The sequence below is a fragment of the Rhizobium phaseoli genome (assembly GCF_001664385.1).
In the GTDB taxonomy this organism is placed as follows: domain Bacteria; phylum Pseudomonadota; class Alphaproteobacteria; order Rhizobiales; family Rhizobiaceae; genus Rhizobium; species Rhizobium phaseoli.
Genome location: NZ_CP013532.1, coordinates 2,457,860 through 2,471,799, shown reverse-complemented (window position 1 = coordinate 2,471,799; position 13,940 = coordinate 2,457,860). Strand labels below are relative to the sequence as shown.

Annotated in this window: 8 protein-coding genes; 5 read left to right on the top strand and 3 right to left on the bottom strand. The window is 63.3% G+C overall.

Annotated features, from left to right (window positions below; genetic code table 11):
• Position 1: 1 nt before the first annotated feature.
• From AMC88_RS11995 to AMC88_RS11980, 4 genes are all read left to right on the top strand, one after another.
• On the top strand, positions 2-841 hold the full coding sequence (locus AMC88_RS11995; protein WP_012484025.1) for an ABC transporter ATP-binding protein: 840 nt from the start codon (positions 2-4) through the stop codon (positions 839-841).
• Between the two features lie 9 nt (positions 842-850).
• Positions 851-2,221, top strand: coding sequence for an MlaD family protein (locus tag AMC88_RS11990; RefSeq protein ID WP_012484024.1), 1,371 nt, complete (start codon positions 851-853; stop codon positions 2,219-2,221).
• 25 nt (positions 2,222-2,246) lie between these two features.
• Positions 2,247-2,858, top strand: coding sequence for an ABC-type transport auxiliary lipoprotein family protein (locus AMC88_RS11985; protein WP_012484023.1), 612 nt, complete (start codon positions 2,247-2,249; stop codon positions 2,856-2,858).
• Between the two features lie 147 nt (positions 2,859-3,005).
• Positions 3,006-4,259 carry a sensor domain-containing diguanylate cyclase gene (locus tag AMC88_RS11980; RefSeq protein ID WP_012484022.1) on the top strand — a complete coding sequence of 418 codons (1,254 nt, stop codon included), beginning with the start codon at positions 3,006-3,008 and terminating at the stop codon, positions 4,257-4,259.
• Positions 4,260-4,267: 8 nt separating this feature from the next.
• On the opposite strand, the gene AMC88_RS11975 is transcribed toward AMC88_RS11980, so the two are convergent.
• Positions 4,268-5,140: a D-alanyl-D-alanine carboxypeptidase family protein gene (locus tag AMC88_RS11975; RefSeq protein ID WP_010025101.1), complete on the bottom strand. Its 873-nt coding sequence runs from the start codon at positions 5,138-5,140 to the stop codon at positions 4,268-4,270.
• Positions 5,141-5,476: 336 nt separating this feature from the next.
• Here AMC88_RS11975 and AMC88_RS11970 point away from each other — a divergent pair, with 336 nt between their 5' ends.
• Complete coding sequence (locus AMC88_RS11970) at positions 5,477-5,995, top strand: P-loop nucleotide/nucleoside kinase family protein (protein ID WP_012484021.1); 519 nt, start codon at positions 5,477-5,479, stop codon at positions 5,993-5,995.
• A 23-nt stretch (positions 5,996-6,018) separates the two neighbouring features.
• Here the strand turns inward: AMC88_RS11970 and AMC88_RS11965 are convergent, their stop codons facing one another.
• Together AMC88_RS11965 and AMC88_RS11960 are read right to left on the bottom strand one after the other, a co-directional pair.
• Positions 6,019-6,579 (bottom strand): cysteine hydrolase family protein, encoded by a 561-nt coding sequence (locus AMC88_RS11965; protein ID WP_012484020.1) that lies wholly within the window; start codon positions 6,577-6,579, stop codon positions 6,019-6,021.
• Positions 6,580-6,679: 100 nt separating this feature from the next.
• The gene (locus AMC88_RS11960; protein ID WP_064825321.1) at positions 6,680-13,783 is read right to left on the bottom strand and encodes an apolipoprotein A-IV repeat region-like domain-containing protein; all 7,104 of its coding nucleotides are present in this window, start codon (positions 13,781-13,783) and stop codon (positions 6,680-6,682) included.
• Positions 13,784-13,940 lie beyond the last annotated feature (157 nt).

Here is a 13,940-nt window from a genome sequence, read left to right as displayed (position 1 = left end):
CATGGCGGACCGCGTGAACGAGCAACCGATCGAGAGCGAAGGACAGGGCAGGGATGTCGTGCTCTCGGCGCGCGACGTCACCGTCGCGTTTGGCTCGAAGGTGGTGCTCGACAATCTGAACCTCGATATCTATCGCGGCGAGATCCTCGGTTTCGTCGGCGCCTCGGGCACCGGCAAATCGGTGCTGATGCGCACGGTGCTGAGGCTGCTGCCGCGCCGCTCGGGCACAATCAAGATACTCGGCCAGGACTTCGACGAACTCGACGAGCCGCAGCGCAACGCGCTCGACATGCGGCTCGGCGTGCTGTTCCAGCAGGGGGCGCTGTTTTCGTCGCTGACGGTCAAGGAAAACATCCAGGTGCCGATGCGCGAATATCTCGATCTGCCGCGCTCGCTGATGGATGAACTGGCGCATCTGAAGATCCGCATGGTGGGGCTCGCGGCCGATGCCGCCGACAAATACCCCTCCGAACTGTCCGGCGGCATGATCAAGCGCGCCGCCCTTGCCCGCGCCCTGGCGCTCGATCCCGAACTCGTCTTCCTGGACGAGCCGACCTCGGGTCTCGACCCGATCGGCGCGGCCGAATTCGACGAATTGATTGCCAACCTGCGCGATAGTCTGGGGCTGACTGTTTATATGGTAACACACGATCTCGACAGCCTGTTTTCGGTCTGCGACCGTATTGCCGTGCTCGGAAAGAAGCGGGTAATGGTGGAAGGCACGATCGACGACATGCTGGCCTATGACGATCCGTGGGTGCAGGCCTATTTTAGGGGTAAGCGGGCGCGGTCGATCGTGCCGCAGGACGAAGGCGCACGCCACGGCAGCAGCGGGAAGTGACCGGATAAGATGGAAACCAAAGCCAATTACACGATTGTCGGTTTTTTCACGGTGCTGGTGATCGCGGCGGCCTTCGGCTTCGTCTACTGGATGGCCGAATATGGCCGCGGCGGCCCGATGACCGAGCTGATCGTGCGTATTCCGGGCTCCGCCAACGGCCTCAGCGTCGGCTCCCCGGTGCGCTTCAACGGCATTCAGATCGGCTCGGTGCAGACGCTGTCGATCGATGCCGACGATCCGCAATATTCGCTGGCCTTCACCCAGGTGCGCACCGATGCGCCGATCTACCCTTCGACCAAGGCCGCTCTTGAAATCCAGGGTCTCACCGGGGCCGCCTATATCGAACTGTCGGGCGGCCGCAAGGGCGAGGAAAGCATTCTCCAACACGCGATCGACAACGGCAAACGCGCCGTCATCGTCGCCGATCAATCGAGCGTCACCAATCTTCTCGCCACCGCCGACAAGATCCTCGACCGCGCCAATGACGCGGTCGGCGAACTCCAGGGCTTCATCCAGGATTCGCGCGCGCCGCTGACCCAGACATTCAAGAATGCCGAGACCTTCTCGGACGCGCTTGCCAAGAATTCCGACAACATCGACGCCTTCCTGCAAAGCGTCGGTGAGCTCTCCAATACGGTGAAGGCGGTTTCGGGCCGGGTCGATTCGACGCTTGAAGCTGTGGAATCGCTGGTCAAGGCGGTCGACGCCCAGAAGATCGACCATATCGTCTCGAATGCCGAAAGGATCACCGCCAACGTCGCCGATGCCTCGGGTGATCTCAAGGGCGCAATCCAGAAGTTCGACGAGACGGCCACCACTTTCAACGATTTCGGCAAGCAGGCACAGGACACACTCGACCGCGTCGATACGCTCGTCGCCCAGATCGATCCGGCCAAGCTGAAGGGATCGGTCGACGATATCTCGCAGGCGACCAAGGATGCGCGCGCTGCTATCGCGTCGATCCGCGATGTCGCCAACACGGTCTCGGGACGCCAGAAGGATATCGACCAGACGATCCAGGACGTATCGCAACTGGCCAACAAGCTGAATTCGGCCTCGACCCGAATCGACGGTATTCTGATCAAGGTCGATGCGCTGCTCGGAACCGACAATACGCAATCGATGTTCGCGCAAGCGCGCGAGACGCTGGAATCCTTCAAGAAGGTCGCCGACAATCTCAATTCGCGAATCGGGCCGATCGCCGACAATCTGCAGAAATTCTCGAGCGGCGGCTTGCGCGACGTGCAGACTCTCGTCAACGACATGCGCGGAACCGTCAACAATCTCAACGACACGATCACCAACTTCGACCGCAATCCGCAACGCCTGATCTTCGGCGGGGACACGGTCAAGCAGTATGACGGCCGGACGCGGCGTTAACAGGGGAAGTCAGGGGTAGCCTAATATGGTCGCATCGCATCTGTTGTCGCGCCGTTCGTGGATCAGGGGAACGGTGATCGCGCTGCCGCTGACGGCGCTGATCCTTTCCGGGTGCGGCGCCGCGGCCAAGAACGACACCTTTGACCTGTCTGGCGCCGTCGACGGCGACGGACCGGCGGCTAAATCCCGCCAGATCCTCGTTGCCGGTCCGACGGCGCTGAGGGCGCTCGATAGCGAACAGATCGTCATCCGTGTCTCGCCCTCGGAAATTCAATATCTCTCGCGGGCGCAGTGGGGCGACAAGCTCCCGCGCATGGTGCAGTCGAAACTGGTCGAGGCCTTCGAAAATTCGGGCAAGCTCGGCGGCGTCGGCTTGCCGGGGCAGGGGCTGGCGATCGACTACCAAGTCGTCACCGACATCCGCTCGTTCGAGATCGATGCGTCGAGCGGCAACCAGGCGGTGGTCGAAATCTCCGTCAAGATCCTCAACGACCGCAACGGCTCGGTGCGAGCCCAGAAGGTGTTCCGCGCCACGGCGCCGGCCGGCGGCGACAATGCCGGCTTCGTCAAGTCTCTCGACCGCGCCTTTTCCACAGTCGTCTCCGAGATCGTCAGCTGGACGCTGCGCTCAATCTGAGATGGCGTTTGGCGATCGCCGCCTCGACATCAAGAGTTGCTGATTCTGAAAAAATCTCGGCCCACTGTGGCTGGGGCTGCCATCGTATTCAAATTTTTCACGAATTTGTGGAACCCATCATGTTAACGCTGTCAGGAGTCACGCTGCATGGTGGTTGCACGAGTGTTCGGAAAGTCGTCGCCGGAGGTGATCGGGCGCGAAAATGACCGTTTGGCTGCGCTGCAGCAGCTCGATCTCCTCGACACGCCGAGAGACGAAGGCTTCGAGCGGATCGTCCGCCTGATCAAGCAGATCTTCTCCATCGACATCGGTATCATATCGCTGATCGACGGGCACCGGCAGTGGTACAAGGCCTGTTCCGGGCTCTCGGCCGACGAAGTGTCGCTGGAAGACACCTTCTGCCGTTGCGTGGTCGACTGCGACGAGCCCATCATCGTGCAGGATGCCACCAAGGATGCGCGATTTGCGCGGCATCCTTCGGTGACCGGCGAGGACCATATCCGCTTTTATGCCGGCGTGCCGCTTAGAACCAAGGCCGGGCATATGATCGGCACGGTATGCGCGATCGACCGCCGGCCACGATCGTTCGGCAGCAGAGATCTTGGCATTCTTGAGGAACTGGCGGCGGCGGCGATGGACCGCATCGATCTCATGCAGTCGGCTGCCACCGATAGCTTGACCGAGGCGATGACCCGGCGCGCCTTCAAACAAGAGGCCGACCAACTGATTTCGCTCGCTTTGCGGCACCAGCATGAGCTGTCCTGTATCGTTTTCGATATCGACCATTTCAAGCAGGTGAACGACCGGTATGGACATGCCGCGGGAGACGCGGTTCTCAAGGCGGTGGCTTCGGTCTGCAAGGCGACCCTTCGTGCCGGTGATCTCTTCGGCCGGATCGGCGGCGAGGAATTCGCCGTCGTGCTGCCGCATGTCGATCGTCAAGGCGCCCTCGCGGTCGCCGAAAAACTGCGCGCCGCCATCGCTTTCCAGCCGATCCACGGCGATCATGGGAACCTGCACGTCACCGCGAGCCTCGGAAGCTCGGCGCTTTCGATCGTCAGCAAGGACATCGAGACCCTATTGGCACAGGCGGATGCCGCGATGTATCAGGCCAAACATGGCGGTCGGAATCGCTGTGTGTCATGGAGTTCCATTCATGCCGATCACGCGATCGGCGCTCGGCGGCGGGTGCTGAAGGCGGGGTTCATCCTCTTCAATGATCGGCGTTCGACCATCGACTGCACCGTCAAATCCATCGGCGCCGAGAGCGCCGGCATTACGGTCTCCAACACGACAGGAATTCCTTCGGAATTCATCCTTGCCATTAAAGGAGAAGGCTTCGAAACGCAGTGCAGGGTGATTGCGCAAGACCGGCAGCACCTGGAAGTGGCGTTCAAATAGACAGCGGCTTATTTCGTCGGCTGCATATCCGTCATCGTTGCCCCGGGTTGGGTGCCCGGTGTGGTGTAGGCCGTGGCGGTCGACGGCGACAGGGTGCTATCCAGCAGCCCGGCCATCTTGTCGTCGCGCAGGCCCGCGGTCTTTTCGCCCATGACGACGCCGACCACGCGGCGGCCACCCTTGAGCGCCGAGGTCACGACATTGTAGCCGGATGCGTCGGTATAGCCGGTCTTGATGCCGTCGACGCCGTCATAACGATACATCAGGTTGTTGTGGCCGCGCAGTTTCATGCCGCGGAACTGGAAGCCCCGCATGGAAAAGAGTTTGAACTCCTCGGGGAAGTCCCGCATCAACGAGACGCCGAGGGTCGCCATATCACGTGCCGTCGTCACCTGCTCCGGATCGGGAAGGCCCGACGGATTTTTGAAGACGGTGTCCTTCATGCCCAGCTGGCGCGCCTTGTCGGTCATCGCTTTGGCGAACGCCTGTTCCGAACCGCCGAGCTGTTCGGCGATCGCCACGGCGGAGTCGTTGGCAGACAGTACGACGATGCTTTCGACCGCTTCACGCAGCGTCACCTGACGGCCGGCGCCGATGGCAAGCTTGAAAGGCTCCTTGCTCTCGGCATTTTCCGACATTGTGAGCTTCTGTTCCCAGGTGAGGCGTCCCTGATGCAGCGCCTCGAAGGCGAGATAGAGCGTCATCATCTTGGTCAATGATGCCGGATAGTTCAGGTCGTCCTGATTGGAGGCTTCAAGGACCTGACCCGACTGCGCATCGACGACGAAGCTTGCCTGACCGGCCTCAGCCTGAGCGAACCCGCTTATCAGCAAGGCGGACGAGAGGGCGGTGGCGCGGAGGCGGGAGGTCATCTTGGTCATCGGTATCACTGTCTCTGTCTCTGGACGGCCGGGTGAGCCTTTGGCTAAACGCCAGCCGATCGAGAAAGTTTGTGACGAAATGAAGGACAGGCGGCAAAAAAGAGGGCCTATCCACAGCTGATTGCCTTTGCCTGGCCGTCTCCGCCATCGGTCTCGATCGGTGCGCTTACAATTGGAGCATGACAGCTCACCGATAGGACACGGCGGCGGGCTGCAAAGGCGCCGGTTTGCCGCTACTTCTGCTTGTCTTGCCGTGCATCTTCTCTACAAAGAAGGGATGGACGAGGCCGGACACGGTCCGGCTTCGCTGCCGCATATTCGCAAACGGGTGAAACCATGCTGGTTATCTTCGGCGGCCTGCCGGGTAGTGGAAAGACGACTATTTCGCGCGCCCTCGCGAGCCGGCTCGGAGCCGTATATGTGAGGGTCGATACGATCGAGCACGCGATCAGAACCTCGGTTGACCCCTCCAATGACATCGGCCCGGCAGGCTATGTCGTCGCCTACGGCATTGCGGAGGATAATCTGGCGCTCGGCAGGCTGGTGATCGCAGATTCGGTCAACCCGTTGACGATAACCCGCGAGACCTGGCTGGCGGTCGCTGCGCGCTCCGGCGTGATCGCGGTCGAGGTCGAGGTGACCTGTTCCGACAAGACCGAACATCGTCGCCGCGTCGAGACGCGGAAAACCGATGTGGAAGGTCTTGTCAAACCGACGTGGCAAGAAGTCGTCGAGCGAAAATACGACGACTGGGGGCAGAGGCCGATCGTTGTCGATACGGCTGCGAGAGACGTGCCAGAGATCGTCGAGGCGCTGATCACCGAGCTCAGGACCGAGCGCCTGCTTCCGATCTGATATCGTCTGTTGCTGCCGGCCCTTTATGAAAAGGCGACATCGGCCGCGGGGCGGGTTTCCACCGCCGCCTTGCCCGCGTCGAACCCATCAAGGGTTTCATTGTGGTGGGCGACAATTTCGGAGAAGGTGAGGGTCGCCGTATCGCCTGTGGTATGGCCATCCGCTACCAGCGTCACATTATAGCCGAGCGAAACGGCCCGCCTGACGGTCGTGTCGACGCAGAATTGCGACATGCAGCCGCCGATGACGAGATGGGTGACCGCCCGTTCGTTCAGGCGTTCGGCGAGATCGGTCTCGAAGAAGGAGTCGGCGCTTTGCTTGCGGACGACGACCTCGCCTTCCCGCGGCGCAATCTCCCGGCGCAGTGCCCATCCCACCGTGCCGACCGCCAATCGATGGCCGCTGTCTCCGTCATGTTGGACCAGCACGACCGGCGCGCCCGCCTGTCTCGCCAGCTCCTGCAGCGATGCGAGGCGAGCGACTGTTTGATCCAGTGCGGCATCGACGAGAGGCTGCCGCTCCGGCTTGGCCTTGCCTGAGAGAATTGCATTCTGCACATCGATGATCACGAGGGCCTTGGTCATTTGGTTCGCGGTTCCATGGCTGAGAAGCAGATCAACCCGCCTCAAAAGGGAAAGCCGCCTGAGACGATCAAGCGGCTTCCGATCACGGTTATCGGCCGGTTTAGCGGAGCCTGCCCGCTGCATGGGCGAGCATGGTGTAGACCTTGCCCGTATCCGAGGTCAGGTAGGACTGGGTGACGGTCTGGTTCGGGTCGGTGCGGGCGACGTCGGCAAGCAGTTTTTCGAAATCACCAATATAGCGGTCGACAGCGGTGCGGAATTCCGGCTCGCGGTCATATTTGCGCTTGATCTCGTCGAAGGTCTGCTGGCCCTTCAGCGTGTAGAGGCGGCGGGTGAAGACGTCGCGCTCGCCACGCTGGTAACGGCGCCAGAGATCGACCGAGGCATCGTGGTCGATGGCGCGGGCGATATCGACCGAGAGCGAGTTCAGTGATTCCACGACATGGCGCGGATTGCGGCTGTCGTTACTGCGCGTCGTCGGTGCGGCGGTTTCCGCCGGGCGGGCCGCAGCCCGGGCAGGCGCCTCGTCGGCGGCTTCGTCACGGGATGCACCGCGTAAGAGATCGCTGATCCAGCCGCCGCTTTCCCGGGCCGGTTCCTGGCCGCCTGATTCCTGGCGAGCCGGGGCCGGCTGCGGGGCGCGCTGAGCGGCGACAGCCGGAGCAGACGGCGCGATCGTTCCGCGCAGACCCGTCGCTTCGATCGGCGGGGGTGCCGCCGGCTGCGGCGGCTGAGCGGCAACCGGCTGAGCGGCGCGTGGCGCCGGCTGCGCTTGAGCAAGGGAGCGGGCGACGGGCTCGGAGATTTCAAGCTGCTGGCTGGAGCGGCCGACGAGCTGGGAAATATCCTGAAGCGCCTTGATCTGCTCGGCGACGGCGCGGCGCATGGCCGAGGCGCTTTCCTTGGCTTCCTCGGGCAAGTCGAAGGCACCGCGCTTCAGTTCGGCGCGGGTGGCGTCGAGCTCGCTGCGAATGTCGGCGGCGGAGCGGCGGATATCCTCGGTGGCGCCGGAGAAGCGCCCGACAGCATCCTCGATCGCCTCGCGCAGCGATTCCCGCATGGTTTGAGCGGCACCGTCGGAGGCGCGGCCAGCCTCGGCGAGCATGCGCTCGACTTCCGACAGCGAGGCGGTGAGGCCGCCGCGGATACGATTGGAGAGATCGCCGGAACGGCGCTCGACATTGGCGAAGGTGCCGTCGATCGTGGTGTTGGCTTCGTCGCCGGCCCGGGTGATCGCCTGGCGCATCGTCTCGGCCGCTTCCTGGGCACGTTTTTCGGTTTCTGTGAGAATGCGGCCGATATCGGCAAAGGAGGACTGCACGCCCTGGCGCAGATTGCCGGTGACCTGGTTGGAGCGCTGCTCGGCCCGCTCGAACACGGTCTCGATCATGCCGCCGAGGCCGAGCATGGTCTTTTCGATCTCGCTGGAGCGCTGCACCAGGCTGACGGACAGCGCCTGCAACGCGCTCTCGCGCTCCTCAAGGGTCGAGGCAAGGTTGGACTGGGCTGCACCGAGAAGCTGCGAGGCCTGGGTCAGAACCTTGGAATGTTCGTCGAAGCGGCCGATGATGCCGCCGACCTGGGCCAGTGTCTGGCCCGAAATGTCGGAGAGCCGATCGACCTTGCCTTCGAGAAGCCGGGTCGAGGCATTGACCATTTCGGCGGCCTTGGTGGCGGAGTCGGCAAAACGCGTCGTGGTTTCGCCAAGACGTCCGTCGACGCTCGTCAGCTGCTCGGCGGCGCGGTTCATCATCATGGCCATTGCCGCGCTGCTTTCCGACATACGCTGGACCAGACCGTTGACATTGCCGACCAGGCTGCTCTCGATGGCGCTGACGGCGTTGGCGACATTCTCGGTGCGGGCGGCAACCGCGCTGGCGAGCGCTTCGTTTTCGGCGCGCAGACGGTCGGCGCTGAGGTTGGCGGCGGCGGTGATGCGGGCGGCAGCCTGCTCGCCGGCATCGGTATAGCGATCGATGATCGGGCGGGCCGTTTCGTCGAGGATGCGGGTCAATTCAACCGAGCGGCCCGATAGCATCGAGTTGAGGTCGCGGGTGCGTTCCTCGAGCGTCGTGCGGATCGAGTTGCCGCGCGCTTCGAGCGCCCGATCGATGTCGGAGAGGGTGGCATCGATCTCGCGGGTGCGCTCCTCGAGATTTGTGCGGATGGCGCTGCTGCGGGCTTCGAGCGCCCGGTCGACATCCGCCATGGTGGCGGAAATCTCGCTGCCGGCCCCCGACAGCGTCGTGCGGATGGCATTGCCGCGCGCTTCGAGAGACTGACCGGCATCCGACAGGGCCCTGGAAATGGCATTGACCTGCGTGCCGACGATGGTCTCGGCCTCGGCGACCTTGTTGACGATGGCATTGCCGGCTTCCGAGAAAGTCTGGGCGACGGCAGCGGCCTGGGTCGCCAAACGATTCTGGGCTTCGGCGACGCGGGTGACGATCTGCGACGAACGTTCATCCATGGTGCGGGTGAATTCGTCGCTTTTTGCATTGAGATCCTCGGCGAATTGCTGGCCGGTCTTGCCGAGCAGTTCGGTGGTTCTCGTCGCTTCGCCTTCCATCCCCTGGGCTGCTTCGGCCACGGCGCTGCGCAGCGTCGAAGCGAGGCCGGCGGCCTTGCCTTCGATGGTGCGGTTGACGGCGTCGAGGCCGACGGTCAAGGCGCGATCCATGGTCGAGAGACGTTCCTCGATGCGGGCGTTGCCGCGGTCGAGAGTTTCGCCGAGACTTGCCGTGCGGCCCTCGATGGCGCCCGTCAGTGTGCTTGTGCGGCTGTCCAGGGTCTCGGCCAGATTGGTGGTCCGGCTGTCGATCGCCTGGGTGAGATTTGCGGCGCTGCCTTCGAGCGTCGCCGAGATGCGTTGGGTGGTGTCGTCACCAAGCGCGCCGAGGCGGGAAATGCCGTCGGCAAGCACGCCGGACAGCTGGCTGCTGGCCGCATCGATTTTATCGGCAACGCCGCCGACGCCGTCTCGGATGCGGCTCTCGATGGTGGTGAGGCCCGCTTCCATACGGGAGCCGGTTTCTTGAAGACGTTCCGCAAGGCTTTCGACCGACTGGTCAAGGTGGGTGGAAAGGTTCTGGGCGGAGCTCGAAATCGCGTTTGCCGCATCCTGGAAGCGGCCGGCGATCTGGCCGGCGCCGGCATGCATGCGCTCTTCCAATGTCTGAGCGCTGGCATCGATCGCCTGACGGATCGAGGCCTCGCGGTGCTCCAGCGACATTTCGAGCATGCTGACGGTCGTCGCCACCGATGTGCCGATGCTGGTCGCCTGTTCGGTCAGCGTATCGCTGATCAGCGCATGGGCCTGGTTCAGCGACAGATCGATGGCGTTGGCGCGATCCTCAAGCGTCGTGCGGATGCGCTCATGGGCAGAATCCAGTCCGCTCTCGATGCGCGCCGCGGCCTCCTCGGCAAGGCCTCCGAGCCGTACATGGGCTTCGCTCAGGCTGCCTTCGATGCGGCCGGTCAAGCCGCCGACGAGATCCTCGAAGCGGGCGCCGCCGGCATCTAGAGCGCCCGAGAGGGCCGCACTGTGCTGGGAAAGCGCATTTTCGAGCCGCTGCTGATTGTCGGCATAGGCGTTATGGATCGCATCGGTCTTGTCGGCAAAGGCGCCGGCGACGCGCGCCTCGGCACTGGCGACGGCTTCCATCATGGAATTGCTGCGGGCTTCGAGCGCGCTGTCGAAACGGCTCTGATTGTCGTCGAGCGAAATGGCGAGCGCCATGGTCTTTTCGTCGAGCGAATCGGTGAGGCGGTCGTGGCTTGCCGTCACGGCGCCGATAATCGCGGCGGTGCGATGTGCCAGGGCTTCCTCGATGCGAACCTGGCCCTCATTCAACGAAGCGGCCAGCGCGCTGGCCTTTTGGTCGAGCACGCCGTTCAGGCGCTCATGCGTGCCGGAGACCGCATTGGTGATCGCATCGGCACCTGAGGTCAGTGTCTCCTCGAGGCGGCTCTGGCTCTCGTTCAGCGAGATCGCCAGCGCCATCGCCCGATCGTCAAGTGTCTCGGACAGCCGGTCATGGGTGGCGGAAACCGCGTTGAGGAAGGATTCCGAGCGCGTCTCCAGCGTATCCTGCAGTCGCCGTTGGCCTTCGTTCAAGGTAGCAGCGAGCGCCGATGTATTCTGGTCGAGCGTTTCGGAGATACGCTGATGCGTGCCCGAGACGGCGTTCAGGAAGGCCTCGGAGCGGGTCCCTAACGTGTCTTCGATCCGCGCCTGGCTCTCGTTGATCGAGATGGCCAGCGTCATCGCCTTCTCGTCGAGAGTTTCGGAGAAGCGGTCGTAGGTGCCGGAAACGGAATTCAGCAAGGCCGCGGAGCGGGTTTCCAGCGTATCCTCGATGCGCGCCTGGCTCTCGTTGAGCGAAATGGCAAGCGCCATCGCTTTTTCGTCCAAGGTTTCGGAGAGGCGGTCATGCGTGCCGGAAACGGCATCCATCAGGGCGGCCGAGCGGGTTTCGAGCGTATTCTCGAGACGGGCCTGGGTCTCGCTCAGCGAGGTGGCAATAGCAGACGCTTTACCGTCCAGCGCCTCGGCGAAGCGGTCGTGGGTGCTGGAGACAGCGTTCAGCAGGGCAGCGGAACGCGTTTCCAGCGTGTCCTCGAGACGAGACTGGCCTTCGTTCAAGGAAATGGCAAGCGCCATTGCCTTTTCATCAAGCGTTTCGGCAAGGCGGTCACGCGTGCCGGCGATGGTGTTGAGCAGCGCTTCGGCGCGTGTCCCGAGCGCATCCTCGATGCGGGCGTGCCTCTCGTCGAGAGACGTCGTCAGCGCTGCTGCCTTCGTATCGAGGGTTTCCGACAGCCGCTCATGCGTGCCCGACACGGCATTGAGGAAGGCTGCGGAGCGGGTCTCGAGCGTGTCCTCGATGCGGCTCTGGCTTTCGTTCAGGGAGATGGCGAGCGCCATTGCCTTCTCGTCGAGCGTCTCGGACAGTCGGTCATGGGTGCCGGAAACAGCGTTCAGCAGGGTGGCGGAGCGGGTTTCGAGCGTATCTTCGATCCGGGCCTGGCTCTCGTTCAAGGAGATGGCAAGCGCCATGGCCTTCTCGTCGAGCGTTTCGGCGAGACGGTCGTGGGTGCCCGCGACGGCGTTGATGATCGCGTCGGAGCGGGTGGACAGCGCTTCCTCGAAGCGGCCGTGATGGCTCGTCAGCGCATCGACGAGCGCGCCGCCGCGCTCTGCCATGACGCTGTCGATGCGCCCATGCGCGGCGCCGAGCGCCTCGCTGATTTCGGCCGTACGTGCCGTCAGCAGGCCGCTCAACTCCTCGGCGCGGCCGCCGAAGGCGGTGGTCACCTCTTGCGTGCCGGCGGCGACGGCGGCGGTCAGCTCGCTGGTGGTGGTGCGCAGCGTATCGCGGAACTCGGCTGAGCGCGCCTGGAGATTGTTCTGCAGGTCGGACGTGCCCGATGCAAGCGCCAGCGCGATGTCCGACGTAGCGTTCTGCAGCGCCGAGGTCAGTTGGCCGGTGCGGCTGGTCAGCGCTGTGGTGATTTCTTCGCTGTGGGTGCCGAGCGTGCTTTCCAGCATTTCGTGGCCGGTGGCGAGCGCGGCAGCGAGTGCCAGCGACTGATCGGTCATCGAGGAGCCGAGGCGGTCGATGCTGGAATTGAGGATGCCGTCGATCGAATCCGAGCCGCCCGTCAGTGTCTCATTGATGCGGGCGAGGCTTTCCATCAGCTTTGTGTCGAGCGAGCCGGTGCGTTTGTCGAAAGCGCTGGTAAACTCGGCGACGCGCTCATCGAAGGCGGTCGAGAGCTGGGCGACGGTCGTCTGCAGCCGCTCCTCGAAGAAGCCGGTGCGAAGGTCGAGATCCATGACGGTGTCGTCGGCGGTGCTCTGCAGGCTCTGGCGGAAGCTCGCGCCCTTTTCGTCCAGCGCGCTGTTCAGTTTCGACAACACGTCGTCGAGCGTGCCGCCGATGGTGCGTTCGCCTGATGTCAGGCTTTCGTTGATCTCGCGGGTCCGGGCAATCAGGATTTCGTTGAGCTGGTGCGTGCGCTCGTTCAGCGCCGCATTCAGCTTCTCGGTGCTGCTATCCATCGTCGAGGCGCGCGTCTCGAACTGGCTGAGCAGTTTTTCGCCATGCTCGTTGAGATTGACGGTGAGCGCTTCGAGACGGTTGTCGAATTCGGTGGCCAGCGCAAAGCCGGACGCGTTGAGCGTTTGCAGCAGACTGTCCGTCTTGGCGGCGAGCAGGCTGCCCATCGACTGAAGGGCGCTGTCCGATTTTTCCAGGATCGTCGCTGCACGCGTGTCGATCAGCGAGGCGAAGGCTTCGCCTGACGTGGCGAGACGCACGGCGATCTCTTCGGTTGCGAGCGACAGTTCTTCCTTCAATTGGTCGTGGACGCTGCCGATCGAGGTGCGGATGCGGTCGGCATGGTTGACGATCGCCTCCCGTTCGGAACCGAGTTCGTGGACAAGGCCGCGCACGCGCAATTCGTTGTCGGCATAGGAACGCTCCAGCGCGTTGACTTCGGAATGGACCAGCGTTTCCAGTTCGGAGGCGCGCGCGATGGTGCGCTCGATGCCTTCATTCATGGCCGAAACCTCGCGGCGCACCGCCTGGCCTACGGTCATGATGCGTTCGGAGGCAATGGTTTCGGGCTCTGCCAGGCGCAATGCGACCTCTGCCATGGAGCGGGCGGCGTTGCGCATGTCCTGCGCGCGGGAGATCATGATGGCGAAAGCATAGAACATCATGACAGGAACGATGATGCCGACCAGGCCGGCAATGACACCGGGCAGGGCGACAAGATCGGCAATCGAGCGGATCTGCCAGATCTGCGGCGCGTAAAGCAGCGACATCAGGCCGAGGCCCGCCATCACCCAGAGCGCGGAAAACAGGGTGGCGGTGCGCATCGCCGAGCGGCTGGAGGCGCCGTCGAAAGATTTCAGGATAGAGGCGGGCGTAGTGCGGCTGGCGTCGTTGGCGGGTGCGAAAGCCGGAGCCCTGGAAGCCTGCTCGCCGTTGGCGCCGCGGCGGTTGCGGCGCTGCGCTTCTTCCTGGGCTTGCTGGTTGCGCGCATTCGATGGATCAGACACATTCCCCTCCGGCGCCTCAGGCGCGTCGCCGCGGCGAGACGGCACGTTATCCTTGCCGAAATCGATCTGGAGCGCCTCGTCCAATGCCTTGAACGCCTTGTCCTCTATCGACTCATTGTATTTGTTATTCGCCATTCGGTTACGCCTCGTTACTGTCGGCCGGTCCGCCAGCGCTGCCCAGGCTTCCGCCTTGCCCCGGAACAACTTTGCCGTTACGGCCCTCCATCCCAACCGCGGACGGATAAGCATGTCATTTCAGAGTAGATAGCCGCTTTTTCAAACGGAAGGTATC

Coding starts and splice junctions, on each gene's coding strand:
- AMC88_RS11995 (WP_012484025.1), top strand. CDS start 2: ATGGCGGACCGCGTGAACGAGCAACCGATCGAGAGCGAAGGACAGGGC.
- AMC88_RS11990 (WP_012484024.1), top strand. CDS start 851: ATGGAAACCAAAGCCAATTACACGATTGTCGGTTTTTTCACGGTGCTG.
- AMC88_RS11985 (WP_012484023.1), top strand. CDS start 2,247: ATGGTCGCATCGCATCTGTTGTCGCGCCGTTCGTGGATCAGGGGAACG.
- AMC88_RS11980 (WP_012484022.1), top strand. CDS start 3,006: ATGGTGGTTGCACGAGTGTTCGGAAAGTCGTCGCCGGAGGTGATCGGG.
- AMC88_RS11975 (WP_010025101.1), bottom strand. CDS start 5,140: ATGACCAAGATGACCTCCCGCCTCCGCGCCACCGCCCTCTCGTCCGCC.
- AMC88_RS11970 (WP_012484021.1), top strand. CDS start 5,477: ATGCTGGTTATCTTCGGCGGCCTGCCGGGTAGTGGAAAGACGACTATT.
- AMC88_RS11965 (WP_012484020.1), bottom strand. CDS start 6,579: ATGACCAAGGCCCTCGTGATCATCGATGTGCAGAATGCAATTCTCTCA.
- AMC88_RS11960 (WP_064825321.1), bottom strand. CDS start 13,783: ATGGCGAATAACAAATACAATGAGTCGATAGAGGACAAGGCGTTCAAG.